Origin of the sequence: Mesorhizobium sp. M1217 (genome assembly GCF_040318275.1) — a bacterium.
Classification (GTDB): domain Bacteria; phylum Pseudomonadota; class Alphaproteobacteria; order Rhizobiales; family Rhizobiaceae; genus Mesorhizobium.
Map to the genome: position 1 here is coordinate 168,113 of NZ_JAMYMA010000014.1, position 20,289 is coordinate 188,401.

Sequence of the window (20,289 nt, forward strand, 5' to 3'; positions counted from 1 at the left end):
ATGAAAAATGTCGACCTGTGGAAGCCCACAAAGTTCGAACGAACGGATAAAGGAGTTTGGCGCTCGAATCGCAAGGAGGTACCGGCGCGGTCGCGCTTGATCGCCGATCGATTGGCATCCGTCTACGCCACTGCGATCGCTACTCATGCTAAGGGCCGTCTCGCCGATTTGGGCTGTGGGGCCGTTCCGCTTTACGGGATCTACCGCGACTATGTCAGTGATGTGTTCTGCGTCGATTGGCCGGGTAGCACACATGGCTTTGCCTATGTCGACCTATTCGCGGACCTCAATGAGCAATTGACCTTGGAGGAAGGGAGTTTCGACACGGTGATTGCCAGCGACGTCATCGAACATCTGCATACCCCGCAGGCTTTGTTCGACAGTGCAGCTCGGGCCTTGAGGCCTGGCGGCAAGTTGATAGTCGGCGCACCCTTTCTCTACTGGCTGCACGAAGTCCCCCATGATTACCATCGCTATACACGCTTTGCATTGGACCGGATGGCGGTGAAGGCTGGCTTAAGCACAATCGAATTGTCATCCTACGGCGGCGTCACAGATGTTCTTTCCGATCTTGCCACGAAGGCGGTGTCAACTCGGCCCTGGATTGCCGATTCTGTCTACTGGCTTACCAGGCTGATGCGAGCGTTGCCTCCAGTCGAGAAATTAGGGCTGGCGACGCGCGAGAGCATGCCGATGGGTTATCTACTGGTAGCTGAAAAACCATCAGCCCCGTCGGCTTCGAGGGGAAGTTAGATTGCACAACCGCCGAATACTGCGCCTCCGACCAGTGTCGTCGACAGCTGTCGGGCTCGATTCATCAACCGCGCAGAAGCGAGACGCAAACGTTCCGTTACGTGCATGGCGGACATTCAGAAATCTGCGTGCGCCAATCGCGTTAGGTTTGCCGTGGGTGGAGTAGTCCCATGACTCAGAGAGCCAAAACTCATTACGACACACCGGCCGGGTTCGCTCGAGGAGGGTTTGGCCCCCGATTTGCACATTTGAAAGGTTACGTTGACCGGCGCATTTTGTTTTCTCCTGCAACGGCGTTCGCGCTCGCAATCTGTGGCGTGTACGCTTTTGCCGGGTGGGTAAACAGGTTTGATCCAGAGGGAAGTACCGGGTCGATCCTTGTAAGGTTAGCCATCGTTCTGATAACGTTTGGCTCATATGTGCTTCTTCCGTCAAAATTGAGGTCGTCAACGGCCGCGCTTCTTCCAATGAAGCTCTTTTTTGTCCTTTATCTGTGCAGACTTGTTGAGAATGTTTACTTGTCTTCGATAAACATATCGCCTGGTCCTATGATGGTATTCAGTGTTTTCGTGGTGTCCAGTGTCGGCGCAACGCTTATTATCGCATCGATGGATAGGGGCATAAGAAACACAGATATGATCCTTGTCATGAACGCGCTTTGCGTCGTCTTTCTGATTGGGCTCTATCTCAATAGAGACGTGCTCTTCGCGGCCCAAGGCGAGAGGATGTCTATAGACAAAATAAACCCCATAGCGATGGGGCATACAGCTTTCGCATTTTTGATATACTATTTCCTTATCTTGGGAAAGACAAAAAAACTGACGATCCAATCTATAGTGCTTGGACCGATGTTATTGCTTGTTGTTGTATTCTCGAAGTCTCGTGGTGCCTATATTTCTGGCGCTGGATCTATATTGGTCTACATACTATTGCTTAAAGGTTCAAAAAGATTGTTCGCCGTTTTGGGAGCATTGGTTGTCGCCATGGCAATTTTGGCGACCAGCGGCGTGGAGCTCATCGACGTTGTCATTGCGAGACTTCAGACGATCAACGTGGATGCCGATCAATCCACAATGATACGCAGCCAATTGTTCGCTGGAGCCTGGAGACAGTTTCTAGAAAATCCGGTGTTCGGGCGATATGCAGTCGAGATGGAGTTCAACTTCTATCCCCACAACATCTATCTTGAATCCCTGATGGCGATGGGCGCGCTGGGGTCATTGCCATTTGCGGCTCACATAGTCCTGGCGCTCAGATCGACGGTCGGTATCATTCGGTCCGGCAAATTCCCGCTCGCTGCGGTGCTGGCCGCCGTGCTGTTCATCAGGGAAGCGATCGCCGGCATGGCAAGCGGCAGCCTATGGGGAAATTCAGTTTTCTGGGTCACCTCCGCTCTGACGATATCGTTTTGGTATGGATATCAGGGATTCCTGGCCAAAGCTCGCAATGCGGAAATTCGCGCTTACTAAGGTGGAAGTTCCGGCATATCGGCTAAATGCCGTGCCCGAGACCAAATTCAAATAGGAACTGCCATGCGTATTTTTCAAAATTCTGGCATCTCGACAAGTTATCGGGCCAGACTCACTGGGCTTACGGAGGGAGTTCGCGGATTTGAACGCCAAAGAGAAGTGTTTTTGAACGACCGCTACGGGGCGTCGCATATTCTGCTGCCGGCGCTCGCCGGCAGCCCGGAAGCGTTTTTCACGAACGGAGATGACGAATCGCTGCAACTGGCATGGGCGATCGAAAACGGGCTGGGCGAAGACGCATCGCTGGCCGATATCCTTCTTGCGCAGATCGAGCATCACAAGTCCGACATCTTCTACAATCTTGATCCATTTCGTTACGACGGCTCTTTCGTGCGTCGGCTGCCGGGGCATGTGAAGCGAAAGATTGCCTGGCGCGCTGCGCCTGGCAGGATCGATTTTTCGGGATATGATCTCGTCGTTTGCAATTTCCCGTCAATGCGAAGACTCTGGGAAGAGCAGGGGGCCAAGACGGCTCACTTCTTTCCCGCCCACGATCCGGAGCTCGATGCCGTTGCCGCAAACCGGAGCAGGGATGTCGATGTGCTCTTCTTCGGCGGCTATAGCCGCCATCACCAGCGTCGACGACAGATTCTGGAAACCGTCGCGCGACTCTCCGACCGCCGCAAGGTCGTTTTCCATCTGGATCTGTCGCGCTATACACCGCTCGCCGAGACACCGCTTGGCTGGTTCGGCCCTTTGCGAGCGGTCCGCCGGCCGCGCATGATTCGCACCGTCAGTGCGCCTCCGGTATTCGGCCGCGCCATGTATGCCGAACTCGGAAGGGCGAAGGTCGTGGTAAACGCCTCAATCGACATGGCGGGCCCGGACCGCGGCAATATGCGCTGTTTCGAAACGATGGGTGCCGGCGCGCTGCTGATTTCTGATGCCGGCAACTATCCCGCACCGATGCGCAATGGAGAAACCATGGTCGTCTATGACCAGCCGCAGGAGGCGTCGAAGGCAATCGAACGTCGGCTGGACGACGGAAGCTGGGACAGGATCGGTTGGGCCGGCAATCGCGCCATACGTGAGGAATACAGCAAGAAACATCAGTTTGAGCGGTTTCTCGAATTGGTGTAGCGGACGATTTGAACGTTAGTTCTGGCTCCCGAATACTCCCTCGGCCTAAGTCAAAGGGGTCAGCCTAGCGAATCTTGCCCTGCTCTCGAAGGAATTTTTTGGTAGCCTGCCACCACTCCGCTTTTTCTTCCCATTTCGCGGGCCCATCCCGTGGGCCGCCACGCATCGTGCCCCAGATCACGATTCCGTCGGCCAGCCTTCTGCAGGTGTCCAGTTGAGCATACCAGAGGTCGCCTGGCAGGAAGGCAATGGTCTTGTGAAACTGAGGCCATAGGAAGCAATAGACCGGCTTCCCCTGTGCTATCCTTCGCGCTTCCCCGATGTTGGCTTTCGCGTAGGCGACCCAGGCATCCTTGTCGCCGTAAAATGTATAGAGAGAGGGGAAGAGCGCATCGACGTAAGGGACGAGAGAGGAAGCAACAACCGTGTTTTGCTGCTTCCAGTCGTTCAGGGCCGCGGGCCCATTGTGGCCGATCGCTCTCCAATGATCCCTGATCGGCAAAACACTATAGAGCCCAATCTTGACGTTCGGGTCCGCCTTTTTGAACGCGCCGAGCGTCTTCTGGTATTTCGCCAGGGATGATGCCTGATCGGGACCTTCCAACGGCCAGCTTTCGATGTCGATATTGAGGTATTCATTGCTCCTCGGCAAAGCCAGCGCTTGCCGCACCTGGCCGGCATCAGGAACATCCGGTCCGAGAACATGAGGGTCGGCAATCGTAAGATGTTCGAAACCAAACGCCTGGAAATTGGGCCCGCCGATGAACCGTATGGCCTCGAAAAGCTTGAACGGCGTGCGCGTCTGCGAGGTCGCGGGCACTACGCCGGCCAAAAGGCACAACATACAAAACGCTGTCTTGAAAAACATTACGCTCGGTATCCAGCGTCGCCAATTGGCGAATTTTTGCGCGGCCGAAATTTGCACGATTTGAATCCCTATAAGCTGAACTTGACGAGTCGAGAAACGGTAGCGTAGCTGGGAGCTTCGGACAACGTCCTGACGGAAGCGTGATCGACGCGCCGCTGCAAGTTGATAGAGGCGAGGCCCTGTCTCTTTTGGCGTTCGGGTCATCCCGCTGGAATAATGGACCGCGAAGCATGAAGGCCTATGACCAAAGGTACCGTAGGGCTCGTCAATCTAGCATGGCGACGCTCAGTGCGGGCACATATGACGGGGAGATCGAGATCGTCTTGACGCATCCGACTTGCACATTTGTTGCTGGCAATCCGGCCCAGGTGATCCGGCAGATCGGTCGCCTCTATGCCTGAAATGGCCATGACTTGGGAAGATGCCGTCCGCTGGTGCATGAGCGAGCCTTCGATGAAGGAGCTCGCTCGCGCTGCCTATTTCGAGGATCCGGTCGTGGCCGCACAGCGCTATCACGAAAGCGCGGAGTTCGATGAGGTCCGCAGCATGATCCCGCGCAAGGCGGGCCGTGCCCTCGACCTCGGCGCTGGCAACGGTATCCTCTCCTATGCCCTGGCGCGCGCAGGCTGGTCGGTAACCGCCGTCGAGCCCGATCCAAGTGCACTCGTCGGTGCTGCTGCAATCCGGGCGCTTGCTGAGAACACAGGCACGAACATCGATGTGATCGAGGCATTCGGCGAAGCTATTCCGCTGTCCGCCGCCGGCTATGATCTGGTCGTTGCCAGGCAAGTGCTTCATCATGCGCATGACCTGCCGGCATTCTGCCGCGAAGTTGTGCGGCTCTCCCGCAATGGCGCGACGTTCGTGTCGTTGCGCGACCATGTGATTTCCGGACCGAAACAACTGGAACCGTTTCTGCGCGCTCATCCGTTGCATCATCTCTACGGCGGGGAGAATGCCTTCACGCTGGCAGACTACCGCGCTGCGCTCGAAGGGGCGGGGCTGACGATTGATCGTGAAATGAACTCTTTCCAATCGGTTGTGAATTATGACCCGATGACAGCATCCGAAATTCGCGAGAGGCTCGCTGCGGCCTTCGGTCCCCTGTCGGGGCTCGCGCGCCTGACTTTGTCCGCGCTACCCTTCGGGGCCGTTGCCGGAGCTGCGGCACTGCTTGACCGTCGGCCCGGGCGGCTGGTCTCTTTCCTTTGCCATAAGCAAGGGAAGGGCTGATTTGATGGCGAAGTTGAACGAGTCTAAGCCTGTCTGGGTGACTGGCGCCGGCGGTTTTATCGGCCTGCATTTGTCGCGATTTCTTGCCCAGCAAGGCCAGCTTGTCCTCGGCTTCGGCCGAAGCGAAGCGCCTGGGTTCGCCATCGCAACTGGCCGCGCTTTTTTTTCCGGTGGCGTGACCGCGGAAACGATGGGCGCTGCTCTGGCCGCATATGGTCGTCCGGCGGCGGTATACCATCTTGCGGGCGGTGCGACGGTCGGCCAGTCAATCGCCGAGCCGCTGAAGGACTTTGAACAAAGCGTCGTTTCCACAGCTTGTGTCCTTGATTTCCTGCGCCATCACGCACCCGATGCCTCCGTCGTTCTGACATCGTCCGCCGCCGTCTATGGCGGTGGCTATTTCGGCCCGATAGGTGTCGATGCAGCGCTCGATCCATATTCCCCTTACGGGTATCACAAGCGGATGGTGGAGGAGTTGGGCCGGTCATATTGCGCGGCATACGGGCAGCCGGTCTCGGTAGCCCGGCTTTTCTCCGTCTACGGCGAGGGGCTGCGCAAGCAACTTCTCTGGGACCTCTGCGGCAGGCTCGCGGCAGGCGAGACCGACATTGTGCTTGGTGGCACCGGAGCGGAAATGCGCGATTGGCACCATGTCTCGGATGTCGTGCGATTGATCCACCGCGTGTTGCCTGCCGATGCAGCGCATTTCGCGGTCTATAATGGCGGTGCCGGCGCCGCCGCGTCCGTCAGGACGATTGCCGGCATGGTTTTGGAAGCGTGGGGCGGGAGATATCGCCTCTCGTTTTCAGGAGAATCCCGGCGGGGCGACCCAGTCAACCTGATCTCCGATCCGTCCGGTGTCCCGGAGGGGCTTCGATTGCAGGTGCCGCTCAGCAACGGCATTGCGGGATACGTCGATTGGTACCGCGCCGAGATTCTTCGCGACACGGTCGGCGATTTGCGACGCGTCGCGCCTTGATCACCGTCGGCTTCACGCTCATTGGCCGCGGGACGTGGTCCGGCGGCGAATCCTATTTGCGCAATATGCTGAGCGTTATCGCCTCCGAGTTGGGCGGTAAGGTTCAGGCGAAGCTATTTCTCACACCTGACCAGCATACAACTGTTGGCGCGTCCTTCGATCATATGTTGGCTGCGCCTGCTATCGTTGATGAGCGGGTGATAGGCGCCGGGCTCGGCAAGCGAGGGCTGATCGCACTTGCTGGGGGAAGTGATCGCGCATTCGCGGATGTTGTCGTTGCACAAGACATCGACATTGTCTTTGAGGTCGCTCAGTGGTTCGGCAATCGGTTTCCGCTGCCCGTCATTTCCTGGATACCTGACTTTCAGCACCGTCGCCTGCCGCATCTGTTTCCACGCCGCGCGTGGTGGCGCAGAGATCTCGGCTTCCGTCTGCAGACGTCCGGCAATCGCACGATAATGCTCTCGAGCGAGGATGCACTCGCCGATTGCGGAACATTCTACCCGGCCTCGCGTGGCAAGACTGGCGTGGCGCGCTTCGCCGTCGATCTCGATCCAGGCGCCGTCATGGCGCGCACTGAAGCCGCACGCCGGGCTCACGGTCTGCCCGAGCGCTTCTTTTTCCTGCCCAACCAGTTTTGGATACACAAGAATCATGGATTGGTCGTCGAAGCGCTGAGGCATATAGACCGGCTCGGAGGATTGGGCACCTTGCCGCCGATAATCCTCACCGGGCGCACCACGGATCCCCGCGATCCGATGTTGTTCAAGCGTCTGATGGACGTTGCGCAGGCACATCGGCTCGAGGGCCACTTTCGACACCTCGGATTGATCCCCTACGAAGATGTCGTTGCCCTGATCGGTGCGACGGACTGTCTGTTGAACCCTTCCCAGTTCGAGGGCTGGTCGACGACGGTAGAAGAGGCGAAATCGCTGGGCGCGCCCATGTTGCTGTCCGACATTCGGCTGCATCGCGAGCAGGCTCCCGACGCGCTCTTCTTCCCGCCCGACAACGCTGAAATCCTGGCGCAGCGTCTCCTTGAAATCGGGCGGCACCCAACCGTTCTCCGCGACAGTGTCACTGTGCTGCAAGGCAGGCAGCGGGCTCGGCGGCGGGATTATGCGGCAGCACTCCTTGCCTTGTTTGAAAAGACCAAGACCGCCGCGCGTTGATGTTTGAGTGGGAGTAGGGACTTGTCGATCAGGATGATAGCAGTGCTCGCGTTCATAGCGCTGGCGTTTGCGGGCGGCTTTCTTTTCATCGTCATCAATAAGGGAACGAATATTCGCGCGCCGACGCCGAAGCCGGTTGCAGCCCTCACATCGTTCGATGGCAAGCTTGCCGTCCAATCCATCGACGATCTGCGGGTCGCCGGGCGCAAGATCGTGCTGTGCGGCGTCGCACTTACCAAGCCGCAGACAATGCACAAAATGGTCACCGAGGCCGTGCGCCGCGACTATCAAGGACTCGCCTTGACATGCAAGCCGGTCGGCACCGGGACCCCTTGCGATGGCAACGTTGCGCCAAGATTTCGTGACGCCCTCGTGGTGCAATGCCTCACCTCCGATGGCAGTGATCTCGCTGCCAAGCTCGTCGAGGCCGGTATCCTGTGCGGGCAGCCGGCGCAGGCTGGCTCGACCTACAAGTCTTGCCCGCCAGGCTCGTAGTTCTTGCCTCGAACGTCGATTGCAAGGTTTTGCATAAATGCGCTGAGCGACCGTAGCGACAGCGGCCACAAGGAACAGCTGATCTGCCCACCGGTAGCCTGCCATTGGCCGGCTCTAAAGATGAGTATTAACATATTCTGGTGGTGTGTTCTATCAACCACACCGAAACCAAAAATCATCTCGCATATGCGAAATAGGTTGGAATTGGCGTAGAAAGCTGTTACGCGCTGACGAGTATGCTGGCGGTTGGGTGGGCCTCAGGTAACGTGGGACAGAAGGATTGATGCGGATGAACCTAGTTGTGAAAAGTGCGTTGGCCGGAGTTGTTGTGTTGGCCGGCTTCGCCCCGGTGTCGTCTTTCGCGCAGGATGGGTCGTGCACCTGCGCAACTGCCTATACGGGCGTAAATCCGATTGGATCGCTCGGCAACGTTAAAGGCGACGTAATGATCTCGCAGGTGGCTGGCTATGGCCCGGCGCAAGCGGGCGGTGCGCTTGATTTCGGCAGCCGAGTGGTGGTCGGCGCCAAGGGCTCGGCTTCGGTTCAGGTCGGTGGCTGCAATGTGAGCATCCCGGCGAATTCGACGCTCGATATCTCGCGTGTCGAGAATAAGATCTGCCTCAATGTCCTCGGTTCTGAGCACACCGCCCAAACTGGCAATTCCGGGGGCATTACCAACAACAAGCCGTTGTGGATCTTCCTCGGGTTGGCCGGCGGCGCCGGTATTCTGGCGGCAACGCAGGACAACGACAACGGCCACGCCGTTAGCGACTAAGTTGACCGTAAATAGGGCAACGGCAGCAGAGGCGCATGGCGCTTGTGCTGCGTGCCTGCTGTTAGATGGAATGGCCTTGGCGTTCATGCTGGTGTCGTGACCGGGTATCGTTCTGAGTCTGGCGAACATGCCGGATGAAGGGTGAAGTGCCGGAATATCCAGGCAAAATAGTCGAATCGCAATCTTTTGCTGCGGCGTGTGTTGGTGCAACTTTCGGATACGACGTCCGGCAAGCGCGACAGTCAAGATCAATCCTGCGGAAGGCGGCATGTGTGTAGCGCTCGAAACATTAGGCGCAGCGTTTGCCGCGAGTGCGGCGCTGGTCATCGGCCTAGGTGATGTCGACGACTCTGTCCGCCAGTAGCCGGGACCTGGCGTCCATCGTATCGCATGAGCTTGACAAATGCGTCATTCGCTGTCTTGCGGGTGACGCATTAATATTGTTTGGGGATGACGTCGCCACGTTGCTTCGCTGCAGTCACAAACGCCCATGATCGATCTACATTCCCATATCTTGCCCGGCCTCGATGACGGCTCGCCCAGTCTTGCCGAATCGCTGGAAATGGCTCGACTGGCGGTGGCCGACGGAACGACCCACATGGCGTGCACGCCACACGTGACACCGGGTGTTTACGAGAACGGAACATCGAATATTGTCCGAGCGGTCCAAGAGTTGCACCAGGCGCTGCGTAGCGCCGCCATACCACTTGCTCTCTACGTCGGCGCCGATGTTCATATAGCGCCGGATCTTCCGGACCAATTGGCGGCGGGCAGCGTACCGACCCTGAACAGGTCCCGCTATTTTCTGTTCGAACCGCCGCATCATGTCTTACCTCCACGAATGGAGGATCTTGCCCTACGCCTCATAAACGCCGGTTTCATTCCGATTCTTACTCATCCAGAGCGTTTGACCTGGATCAAAACGAATTACGAGGTTATCGAGAGGTTGAATGCAGTCGGTTGCCTTATCCAGCTTACCGCAGACTCGATTATTGGTGCTTTTGGACGCACGGCGCTTTATTATTCGGAAAAGCTGATTGACGAGGGCAGGGTGGATATCATCGCATCGGATACTCATAGCGCCACGCGTCGCCGTCCTGGACTCTCTAAGGCGGTTGCTGCTGCTGCCAAGCGATGTGGGGAAGACGAGGCCCGCAACATGGTGTTGAAACGTCCAGGCGAAATATTGGCGAACCGGCCCATCGAGGCGGTCGGAAAAGCACGCCCGAATAAAACAAACGCCGGCAACGCCGGGCGCTTTGGAGGATTGAGCCGCTTGTTCAAAGGCGGAATAGCGTGATGGTGATTGCTCATTTCGCAAAAAGCAACATAGGCGCAGCACTCGCCTTGTTAGCTTCGCTTGCAATGTCGGCATGCACGAGCACCTCGTCGACGACACCCACTTCTTCGAGTTCGGTCGATGCGTTGCAATTGACGTCATCTTCGACGCCACTTGCGGGCGGTGGTGCTCTGCAGGTGGTAAAGGATCTGCCTGCGCCGCAAAACACCCAGAACGGCAGCGAGCAGCCTTTGTCTCCGAACGATGTGCTCGAAGTGAATGTTTTCCAGGTAGACAATTTGAACAGAACGGTTCAAGTCGACTCCAGCGGACAGATTTCGCTTCCGCTTATCGGGACCATCACCGCCGCCGGGAAAACGGTGCGTCAGTTAGAGCAGGAAGTCGAAACCGCCTACGGCGCCAAATACCTGCAGTCACCCGACGTGACGATTTTCGTCAAGGAGTCGATCGGACAGCGCATAACCGTCGATGGCGAAGTCAATAAGGCTGGCATCTATCCGGTGTCGAGCAATTCTTCTCTCATCGACGCGATTGCCCTCGCTGGAGGGTTCAATACGATTGGAGATGCAAAAAAGGTCTTTGTCTATCGCAATATCGGTCCAAACACATTGGTTGCTAATTACAATATGGAGCAGATTCGTGGTGGCAAGAGCCGCAATCCACGCATTTATGGTGGCGATAAGATTGTCGTCTTCGCTTCGAAGTCGAAAATCGCGATGGGCAACCTCAAGGACGCTCTCGGTATTGCGTCAAGTGCAGCCCGAATTGCAGTGATCCCGGGACTATAAATTGAGGCCGGTCTGAATTTCGGAATACAGACAAACCTAGGATTACATCGCGCCATGCTCGATCGTAACAGACAGCATCAAATTGCAGGACCAGGACACGGCCAGGCCTTGTCGGCAGACCTCTACTATGACGGTGCGCAAAACTATAGCCCTTATGGCCGCGACTACTCCGAACAGGACGAAGGCTTCAGTCCGCTAAAGCTGCTCTTTTATGCTGTCCAGTACCGCTGGCTAATCGTCATGATGGCGGCAGCTGGACTTGTCGCAGGCGTTATTGTTACCATGATGCAGACGCCAAAATATCAGGCCACAACGCAATTGGAAGTACTGGTTCCTTCGGCCAAGGTCTTCCAGGACATCGAGGTGGTCTCTGAAAACAGCGACTTGCGGGCCTTTCAAACGGCCCGGGAAAAGCTGAAAAGCCGCGCATTGGCCCAGCGTGTGGTGTTTCAACTGGGTCTGAGCGAAAAGCCCGACTTCCTGTTTCCCACGGCGGACTTTTCCCTCGGCAATATTTTCTACCGCGCGTTCGGCATTTCCAAATCGCCCTCCGTGGAGGAGAAAACTCCGGAGCAACGCGAGGCAATTGCGATTGGGCGCATTCTAAGAGATCTCACCGTCAACGTCGTTCCCAACACGAGCCTGCTATCGATCACGTTTGTCGATCAGAAGCCGAAATATGCAAGTGATGTTGCCAATCAGGTCGCGCAAAGCTTTATTGACCAGCGCCTCGACCAGACCAGCGAAACATCCGACCTGGCCCGACAGTTCATCCAGGAACAGGTTCTGCAGGTGAAGCAGAAGCTGCAGAAATCCGAAGAGGATCTGGTCGCTTATGCGAAGGATGCGGGCATCACGATAACCGGCGACGATAAATCGCTGATAGGCTCGAATATCGAAGCGCTGAACACCGCTCTAGCGACTGCGATCCAGGACCGTCTCGATGCAGGGCGGGTTGTGGACCAGATCGACAAAGGCCGCGGATCAAGCCTCAGCCCGGTCTTAGAAAGCAAAGGTCTGCAAGCGCTCAACGACAAACTGGCGGATCTAACCAGTCAATATCAGCAGAAACTGGGGATCTTAAAGCCTGGTTTTCCGGAAATGCAGCAGCTCCAGTCGCAGATCAAGGAGTTGCAGCGACTCTATGATAATGGCGTCCTGGCCATAACGGATTCGCTGCGCCTGAAATATCAGGAGGCACAGAACAAGGAGGCCGATCTGAAGGCCAAACTTGCCGAAATGGAAAAGCAGCAGGTTGTCTTCAACGATAAGAACATCAAATATACGATCCTTAAGCGCGAAGTAGATTCAAACCGGTCGCAATACGACAGCCTCATCACCAAGCTGAACGAGGTCGGTGTCAGCTCCGAACTCAAGACGCAAACCGCCGCAATCGTGGACTTTGCCACCCAGCCGAATAGCCCATATTCGCCGCGCGTGAGCATCAACGTCGCGATCGCGCTGGCGCTTTTCCTGGCTCTGAGCGCGTCGATCATCTATGTCATCGAGCTGTTGAACAACACCTTTACCAATCCCGAGCAGGTTGAAAAAGAGCTGGGACTGGCAATGCTCGGCATCTTGCCGCTTGTCGATGACCGGGAGCTCGTGGCCGCTATCGCCGATCAGAAATCCGGGCTGTCCGAGGCCTATCGTTCGCTTAGGACATCGTTGCAATTCTCCGGCGCGGAAGGCGCGCCACGATCGCTGGTTGTCACGAGTTCAGAGCCCTCGGAAGGCAAGTCGACCACGTCGTTCAAGCTCGGGCAGGATTTTGCAGCACTCGGTGCAAGGGTTCTCATTGTCGACGGGGACCTTCGGAAACCGAATCTTCATCGCCTGTTTGGTCTCGACAACACAATCGGCCTGAGCAATTTGCTGACGAACACTGTCCGCAAAGAGGATCTGGCAACCATTTTCAGGGCAACGAAGTATCCAAACGTCACCGTTTTGACTTCTGGGACGATTCCTCCAAATCCCGCGGATTTGCTCTCGTCGCCAAAGATGGCTCTGATCATTACCAATCTCGGGAAGCGGTTCGATGTTGTAATCATCGACGCGCCGCCGATCGTCGGCCTCTCGGACGCGCCCATCCTCAGTCGGCTTGCCGAGGGTACATTGATGGTCATCTCCACCAATCAGGTGACACGCAAGTCTGCGAAGACGGCCTTGAAGCGTATGCGAGCCGCTGGTGCCAATGTTGTTGGAGCCGCGATGTCAAAATTCGCGGTAAACAAGTTCGACTATAACTACGCGTATAAGTACATGAACTACCAATATTATAGCTATGGCGCGGATACAGCGAAGATTGAGGGCAAAGTGGATGATGGAGCAGACCAGCCCGCTTATGCAAAATCTCCGGCGTTCAAGCGTTTGGTTCGTCGCATCCGTTCTAGTGTTGGCGGCTTCGTCGATCGGGCTAAGTCGGTTTCTTGAAACGGACACACCAGCCGTTTCTCTTGCGCTGGATCCCCTGAACGTCAATGCGTTGATAGGCGAGATCACTAGCGATCTGAACGACTCGAATGACGCTCCGGACCTAGAGGCCCTACTTACCAAGGCCGAGGATGCGCTTCGTTTCAACCTGGCCGACGCACGTCTCTACAGCTTGATCGGTGAGATCAAATACCGGCAAGGCGAGAAAGAGGAAGCCAACAAGCTTTTCGATCAGGCGCTGGGATTATCCAAGACAGAAATCCATGCACTCCAGAGGTCAATTGGCCACGCGACCGAGACCGGTGATTTGTCGAAGGCCGTCGGCGAGATCGACATATTGCTCCGGCGGTGGCCAGACCAATTTCCGACGATCGCGGATGGCCTACCGACAATTCTCTCGAATCCTAGCGGGTACCAAGCCGTGCTGACTGCCATCAGGGGGGAGGCGCCCTGGAGAGCCAGTCTGATCTATGCTCTTAGCAAAACCCCGGAGGGTCTCGATTTCGCAAATCGGCTGCTGCTCGACTTGACCGGATCAAACGCGCCACCGAATTCGGGCGAACTGACCGCCGTCATCAACGGCTATTTTCGCCAACAGGACTATGGACCGGCCTATCGGCTGTTTCTTTTCAGCCTGTCCGAGCAAGAGCGTAAGTTAGTGGGATATATTTTCAACGGCACGTTTGAGCCGGTCTCGGGCGGCAAACCATTCGATTGGCAGGTCCGCGATCAATCGGGCTTGGAAGTTACCTTTGTTACATCCCAGGATGCGGCGGAGGGCGAAAGTGGCGCCACGGTCCGGTTCTTGAACACACCCGTCAAGAACACAGCCCTTCAGCAGTATGTTGCGCTGCCCCCAGGTTCCTACAGGATTTCGCTCATCGCCTCTGCCCGCAACCTGAAGCTTCCAAAGGAGTTGTTCTGGTCAATCAGATGCCTGGGGCCGGCCGGTGAGATCGCACGGTTCAACATTCCGGAGGGGACATTCAACCGACAAATTCTGAATCAGGATTTTTCAGTTGGGCCGACTGACTGTCCCATGCAAGTGTTGACGCTGAAGACCGCCGCCATTGCCGAGAGCTGGCGATTTCGGTATGTCGGCACCTTGGTAATGCACAAATTGAGCATCGAGAGACTTCCATCTTGAACAGCCGGCCGTCGGAATGGGATAAATATCTCCTCGGCATCGTCTTGATCGTATCGCTGCTGATCGGCGGCGGTACTGCGAGCGGCCTTTACACAGACACTCTGATCGAGGTCGCGGCAATAGTCTCGGCGGCGGCCGTGTTCTCGCAAACCCCCGACCAGAGGATTCCCCGGCCTGTTCTGTGGCTGCTGGTCTTCGCCATCGCGTTGACCGCTTTGCAAATCATCCCATTGCCGGCGGCCATATTCAACGGGTTGCGGCCGGAGCTGTTGCTCGGATATCCCTGGGTTGGAGAAAGCCGATTTCGCTTCATCAGCGTTGGGGTCGGCCGCACGGTCGAATGCCTGCTTTATCTTCTGGCCGCTGCAGCGTTTTTTTTGGCCGTATTGCGTTTGCGTACCGAGCAGGTCAGCGCGCTCCTTCCGTTTTTCTTCATGGGTGTTATCTGCAACGGTTTGGCAGGGGCAATTCAATATTCACTCTCTGACGACATCGCTATTGTGGGACTGTTGCCTTTTACGATCAATGCCGGGCTCTTTGCCAATGTGAATCATTTTTCGGCGTTGCTTTTTGTGTCGATCCCCTTCGTCGTATATTACGGCCTGTTCCGCGGACATCTTTTGTCGGGATCCTTTGGCCTGATCGCGCTCTTGCTGCTTCTTTTGGCCGCCGGTTCCCGAGCCGGTGTTCTGATTGGGTTGGCGATCACTGTATTGTCCGTGATCTTTCTCTCAGCCCGTTCCAGGGTGAGTGGGTTCAGCGTTCTTGTGATTTTTATCGGGCTTTCGATTTACACGATAAGCGCTTGGACCAAGCTCGATGCACAGGTGCTTGATCCCACGTTCGGGCGAGGAGAATTTGCGCGAACCACAATCGAGGGCATCAAAGACAATTGGGCAACAGGTATTGGATTCGGCAATTTCCAGAAAGCTTATCAGATATACGAAAGAGCAAGCATGATTTTCAGGGAGTATGTGAATCATGCTCACAATGAATACCTTGAAATTGCCTTCGAAGGTGGAATTCCTGCTATCCTACTTATGGTAGGCTATTTCGTACTGCTTTTGGCTGCACTGGCTAGGGTTCGCCGTGACCCACTTCAAAAGGCGGCATTCCTCTCGGTGTCTTTCCTTCTCATTCATTCGCTGGTTGACTATCCGTTGCGAACCGGTGCGCTGGCGATGACCTTTGCCTATATGAACGCCATCATCTTCCACAAAGGATTTGCGGAACGCTTGACCCGCAAGAGTGAGGTGATCGAGATCGAGCACAACGGTGACAAGCTATTTGTTCCCGTCGGAACTTCGTCCTAGCTATCCAAGCTAGGCAATATTTTCCGGCGCCCCCTAAGCCCAATTGGTCGCTGAGCAGAAATTTCCCGATTTTGCCGGCTGTATGGAAAAATCATTCCCGAACCATTCGACCGCAGGCTTGTCTTGCATTGTTCTGGGCAGGAACGATCTGCTAGAACGCCCGCACGAGAATAGATTGTCCAGAAGTGCAACTTGAACCGGGCGGCTGAAGAGCGCGCCCGTTGATGAGACAGGCCCTTCTGTGGATGGCACGAAGGAACGCTCACAGTCCATGAACATCGCGCTTACGCACCTTCAGCGGCTTGAGGCTGAATCCATCCATATTTTTCGCGAGGTGGCCGCGGCTTTCGCCAAGCCGGTGATGCTCTATTCGGTCGGCAAGGATTCGTCCGTGCTCATGCATCTGGCGATGAAGGCGTTTTATCCGGCCAAGCCGCCCTTTCCCTTTCTCCATGTCGACACGACCTGGAAATTCCGCGAAATGATCGCCTTTCGCGACCAGATGCAGCAAAAGCTCGGCTTCGACCTCCTGGTCCATGTCAATGAAGACGGCGTGCGCGACAACATCAATCCGTTCGACCACGGCTCCAACACCCACACGCATGTGATGAAGACAGTGGCGCTGCGCCAGGCACTCGACAAATACGGGTTCGATGCAGCCTTCGGCGGCGCCCGCCGCGACGAGGAGAAGTCGCGGGCCAAGGAACGCATCTTCTCGTTCCGCAACGCCCTGCACGTCTGGGATCCGAAGAACCAGCGGCCGGAGATGTGGAAGATTTTCAACACCCGCATCGCTGCCGGTGAATCGATCCGGGTGTTTCCGCTGTCGAACTGGACCGAACTCGACATCTGGCAGTACATTCTCCAGGAAGACATCCCGATCGTGCCGCTGTATTTGGCCAAGGAGCGGCCGGTCGTCGAGCGTGACGGCATGCTCATCCTGAGGGATGACGAGCGCATGCAATTGCGGCCCGGCGAGACGGTGGAGAACCGGATGGTGCGGTTCCGCACGCTCGGCTGCTATCCGCTGACCGGCGCGATCGACTCGGAAGCCGACACTCTGGAGGCTATAGTCGGCGAAATGCTCACGGCGCGCACTTCCGAGCGGCAAGGTCGCCTGATCGACCGTGATGAAGCCGGCTCGATGGAAAAGAAGAAGCGCGAGGGGTATTTCTGAGCATGCGCCACATCATGGCCAAAAGCCTCGCCGCGACCGACGGCGTCCGCGACTATCTGGCGGCGCAGGAACGAAAGTCGCTGCTGCGCTTCCTGACCTGCGGCTCGGTCGACGACGGCAAGTCGACGCTGATCGGGCGTCTGCTTTCCGATACCAAGCAGATTTTCGAGGACCAGCTGGCGGCGCTCGAGCGCGATTCGCGCAAGCACGGCACAACCGGCGACGACGTCGACTTCGCGCTGCTGGTCGACGGCCTCGAGGCCGAGCGCGAGCAAGGCATTACCATCGACGTCGCTTATCGCTTCTTCGCCACGCCGAAGCGCAAGTTCATCGTCGCCGACACGCCCGGCCACGAACAGTATACTCGCAACATGGCGACAGGTGCATCGGCCGCCGATCTCGCCATCGTGCTGATCGATGCTCGTCAGGGCGTACTGCGCCAGACAAGGCGGCATTCGATCATTGCCTCGCTTTTGGGCATTCGCCACATCGTGCTCGCCGTCAACAAGATCGACCTTGTCGGTTTCGACGAGGCGGTTTTTACACGGATCGTCGCGGATTACGGGCAGTTCTCACGCGAGCTCGGCTTCCAAACGATCATGCCCATTCCGATGTCGGCCCGCTACGGCGACAACGTAACCGGCCGTTCCGATAGGACAGACTGGTTTTCCGGGCCGACGCTGATCGAACATCTGGAAACCGTGTCGGTCGACGAGGCTGCGGTCGAATTGCCGTTCCGGTTCCCGGTCCAATATGTGAACCGTCCCAATCTCGATTTCCGCGGTTTCGCCGGCACGATCGCCTCCGGCTCGGTTGCGCCGGGCGATGAGGTGGTCGTCGCCAAATCCGGCAAGTCCTCCCATGTCCGGCGCATCGTCTCGCATGGCGGCGACCTGAGCCAAGCAGTGGCCGGCCAGGCCATCACCCTTGTCCTCGACGACGAGGTCGAGGTCTCGCGCGGCAATATGCTGGTGTCGCCGGCAGCGCGGCCGCAGGTCGCCGACCAGTTCGCCGCCAACATTGTCTGGTTCGACGAGCATGCGCTGCTGCCCGGCCGTTCCTACATCCTGCGCACCGAGACAGACCAGACCAGCGCCACCGTGACCGACCTGAAGTACCGGGTCAACGTCAACGACTTTGCCCATGAAGCGGCCAAGTCGCTTGAAATGAATGAAGTCGGCATCTGCAACATCTCGACGCGGTCGCCGATCGCCTTCGATCCGTTTGCCGAGAACCGCACCACCGGCGCCTTCATCCTGATCGACCGCATCACCAATGCCACGGTCGGCGCCGGCATGATCCTGCATTCGCTGCGGCGCGCCGAAAACATCCACTGGCAGTCGCTCGATGTCGGCAAACGCGCCCGCGCCGATATGAAGAACCAGCGGCCGGCGGTGTTCTGGTTCACCGGGCTTTCGGGGTCAGGCAAGTCGACCATCGCCAATCTGTTCGAAAAGAAGCTCTTCGCCACGGGGCGCCATACCTACATTCTGGACGGCGACAATGTCCGGCACGGGCTCAACCGGGATCTCGGCTTCACCGACGCCGACCGTGTCGAAAACATTCGCCGCGTCGCCGAAGTCGCGCGCCTGATGGCCGACGCCGGGCTGATCGTCATCGTGTCGTTCATTTCGCCGTTCAGCGCAGAGCGGCGCATGGCGCGCGAATTGATGGCCGACGGCGAATTCGTCGAGGTGTTTGTCGACACACCCTTCGAAGAATGCGCCAGGCGCGATCCGAAGGGCCTTTATGCGCGGGCGTTGAACGGCGAAATCAAGAATTTCACCGGCGTCGATTCGCCGTATGAGGCGCCGGAAAAACCGGAAATCCATCTCAAGACACTCGGCAAATCGGCCGAGGAGATGGTAGAGGCCCTGGAACACTGGCTGATCGAGCGTGACATTGCCGAAGACCAATATGATAGCGGCGGCGGTATCTGACGACGAAGCGATGCTTGCCGTCTTCGAGCACCTTGCCTTGGCGGCAGGGCGCGAGGTGATGCGCGTCTTTCGTGCCGGCTGTGCGGTCGACAGCAAGTCGGATAGTTCGCCGGTGACCGAGGCAGATCGCGAGAGCGAGAAGATTATTCTTGCCGGGCTGCGCGCCGCATTTCCCGAGATTCCGTGCGTGGCCGAGGAAGAAGCTTCGGCCGGCATCATGGCACCGGATCTCGGCGACGCCTTCTTCCTGATCGATCCTCTCGACGGCACCAAGGAGTTCGTCAACCGCAGGACCGATTTCACTGTCAACATCGCGCTGGTTCGCCATGGCGTGCCGGAGATCGGGGTCGTCTTCGCGCCTTGCACCGGCCGCTTCTTTTCCGGCCGGCCGGGCAAAGCGGAAACGATCGAGATCAATGACGACTATGAGATCGTCGATCGCCAGCCGATTTCGGCAAGGGCCGGTATGGTGCCGCTGACCGTCGTTGCCAGCCGCTCCCACAACACGCCGGAAACCGACGCTTATATCCGCGCGCTGGGCGCTGCCGAGATCGTCTCGGTCGGGTCATCGCTGAAATTCTGTCTCGTCGCCGGCGCCGAGGCAGACGTATACCCACGCTTCGGCCGCACTATGGAATGGGACACTGCCGCGGGTGATGCGGTGCTACGCGCTGCCGGCGGCATGACGCGCACGCTGGACGGCCAGCCACTCGCCTACGGCAAGCGCAACCAGAGCGATGACGAGGATTTCGCCAATCCGCATTTTATCGCAAGCGGCAAGGCTGCTAGATCTGGCTAGGCGATGATTGCGCAGTTCCAGACCCGTACGAAAGTGCGCGTGTTGCAAGTGACTTATGCAAGCGACCTCAGATACTGCTCGAGATCTGTAAACACAGCGGTACGATCCCCATCCAGCCGACAGTTGGGTCGGCGTGGCCGATTCGCTTCGTGTGCGGTCGATGCTGCGGGGCCTTCACACGGTGTATCCAAATTGCTGTATACCGTAAGCGCCAAGCTGACCCCATCTGGCGCGGCTTGAGGTGATGAGCGAGAGATAGTGACACTGAAGAAGCCGAGGAGCTTACAGTGTCAATTTCTATGTCTGCGCCTAAGCCTGATGATAGAAGTTTCCATGTCCTTGAGGCGGTCCCGAACCGGCTGGAGGCAAGCCCGCAGCGTCCGCGGCGGCGCTGGTCGGCGGAAGGATAGTGTCCTGAAGGTTCTGCAAAAAGTTTTGGAGAGAGAACGGCGCTTGCTCTGAAGGGCGAGCGGCCATGGCACGGTGGTGACGTTGCAATCACCGATTC

17 protein-coding genes are annotated in these 20,289 nt (G+C 57.3%); 16 read left to right on the forward strand and 1 reads right to left on the reverse strand.

Annotated features, from left to right (window positions below; translation table 11 throughout):
* The 3 genes from NKH37_RS23285 (at window position 1) to NKH37_RS23295 (ending at window position 3,362) form a co-directional block, all read left to right on the forward strand.
* A complete protein-coding gene (locus NKH37_RS23285) occupies window positions 1-753 on the forward strand; it encodes a class I SAM-dependent methyltransferase (RefSeq protein WP_353041472.1) in 753 nt (250 codons plus the stop codon).
* Window positions 754-923: 170 nt separating this feature from the next.
* The gene (locus NKH37_RS23290) at window positions 924-2,222 is read left to right on the forward strand and encodes an O-antigen ligase family protein (protein ID WP_353041474.1); all 1,299 of its coding nucleotides are present in this window, start codon (window positions 924-926) and stop codon (window positions 2,220-2,222) included.
* A 159-nt stretch (window positions 2,223-2,381) separates the two neighbouring features.
* Entirely contained in the window at window positions 2,382-3,362 is a 981-nt protein-coding gene (locus NKH37_RS23295) for a glycosyltransferase family protein (protein ID WP_353041476.1), read from the forward strand.
* Between the two features lie 64 nt (window positions 3,363-3,426).
* On the opposite strand, the gene NKH37_RS23300 is transcribed toward NKH37_RS23295, so the two are convergent.
* A complete protein-coding gene (locus NKH37_RS23300; protein WP_353041478.1) occupies window positions 3,427-4,287 on the reverse strand; it encodes a hypothetical protein in 861 nt (286 codons plus the stop codon).
* A 438-nt stretch (window positions 4,288-4,725) separates the two neighbouring features.
* On the opposite strand from NKH37_RS23300, the gene NKH37_RS23305 reads away from it, so the two are divergent.
* The 13 genes from NKH37_RS23305 to cysQ all read left to right on the forward strand — a co-directional run bounded on the left by NKH37_RS23305 (window position 4,726) and on the right by cysQ (window position 19,781).
* Window positions 4,726-5,463 (forward strand): class I SAM-dependent methyltransferase, encoded by a 738-nt coding sequence (locus NKH37_RS23305; protein ID WP_353041480.1) that lies wholly within the window; start codon window positions 4,726-4,728, stop codon window positions 5,461-5,463.
* Between the two features lie 4 nt (window positions 5,464-5,467).
* Window positions 5,468-6,442, forward strand: a complete 975-nt coding sequence (locus NKH37_RS23310) for an NAD-dependent epimerase/dehydratase family protein (protein ID WP_353041482.1) — start codon at window positions 5,468-5,470, stop codon at window positions 6,440-6,442.
* Window positions 6,439-7,614: a glycosyltransferase gene (locus tag NKH37_RS23315; protein ID WP_353041483.1), complete on the forward strand. Its 1,176-nt coding sequence runs from the start codon at window positions 6,439-6,441 to the stop codon at window positions 7,612-7,614. Before NKH37_RS23310 ends, NKH37_RS23315 begins: the two co-directional genes overlap by 4 nt.
* A 21-nt stretch (window positions 7,615-7,635) precedes the next feature.
* A complete protein-coding gene (locus NKH37_RS23320; RefSeq protein ID WP_353041485.1) occupies window positions 7,636-8,109 on the forward strand; it encodes a hypothetical protein in 474 nt (157 codons plus the stop codon).
* A 289-nt stretch (window positions 8,110-8,398) separates the two neighbouring features.
* Window positions 8,399-8,884 (forward strand): hypothetical protein, encoded by a 486-nt coding sequence (locus NKH37_RS23325; RefSeq protein WP_353041487.1) that lies wholly within the window; start codon window positions 8,399-8,401, stop codon window positions 8,882-8,884.
* 490 nt (window positions 8,885-9,374) lie between these two features.
* The gene (locus NKH37_RS23330; protein ID WP_353041488.1) at window positions 9,375-10,184 is read left to right on the forward strand and encodes a tyrosine-protein phosphatase; all 810 of its coding nucleotides are present in this window, start codon (window positions 9,375-9,377) and stop codon (window positions 10,182-10,184) included.
* Window positions 10,184-10,972 carry a polysaccharide biosynthesis/export family protein gene (locus NKH37_RS23335; protein WP_353041490.1) on the forward strand — a complete coding sequence of 263 codons (789 nt, stop codon included), beginning with the start codon at window positions 10,184-10,186 and terminating at the stop codon, window positions 10,970-10,972. The genes NKH37_RS23330 and NKH37_RS23335 overlap by 1 nt, the downstream gene beginning before the upstream one ends.
* A gap of 54 nt (window positions 10,973-11,026) precedes the next feature.
* Window positions 11,027-13,405 (forward strand): GumC family protein, encoded by a 2,379-nt coding sequence (locus NKH37_RS23340; protein WP_353041492.1) that lies wholly within the window; start codon window positions 11,027-11,029, stop codon window positions 13,403-13,405.
* On the forward strand, window positions 13,293-14,552 hold the full coding sequence (locus NKH37_RS23345) for a tetratricopeptide repeat protein (protein WP_353041494.1): 1,260 nt from the start codon (window positions 13,293-13,295) through the stop codon (window positions 14,550-14,552). The genes NKH37_RS23340 and NKH37_RS23345 overlap by 113 nt, the downstream gene beginning before the upstream one ends.
* Window positions 14,549-15,865 carry an O-antigen ligase family protein gene (locus tag NKH37_RS23350; RefSeq protein WP_353041496.1) on the forward strand — a complete coding sequence of 439 codons (1,317 nt, stop codon included), beginning with the start codon at window positions 14,549-14,551 and terminating at the stop codon, window positions 15,863-15,865. The genes NKH37_RS23345 and NKH37_RS23350 overlap by 4 nt, the downstream gene beginning before the upstream one ends.
* A gap of 271 nt (window positions 15,866-16,136) precedes the next feature.
* Window positions 16,137-17,042: a sulfate adenylyltransferase subunit CysD gene (gene cysD, locus NKH37_RS23355; RefSeq protein WP_353041498.1), complete on the forward strand. Its 906-nt coding sequence runs from the start codon at window positions 16,137-16,139 to the stop codon at window positions 17,040-17,042.
* Between the two features lie 2 nt (window positions 17,043-17,044).
* The gene (cysN, locus tag NKH37_RS23360; protein ID WP_353041500.1) at window positions 17,045-18,982 is read left to right on the forward strand and encodes a sulfate adenylyltransferase subunit CysN; all 1,938 of its coding nucleotides are present in this window, start codon (window positions 17,045-17,047) and stop codon (window positions 18,980-18,982) included.
* Window positions 18,983-18,992: 10 nt separating this feature from the next.
* Entirely contained in the window at window positions 18,993-19,781 is a 789-nt protein-coding gene (cysQ, locus tag NKH37_RS23365) for a 3'(2'),5'-bisphosphate nucleotidase CysQ (protein ID WP_353041512.1), read from the forward strand.
* Window positions 19,782-20,289: the final 508 nt, after the last annotated feature.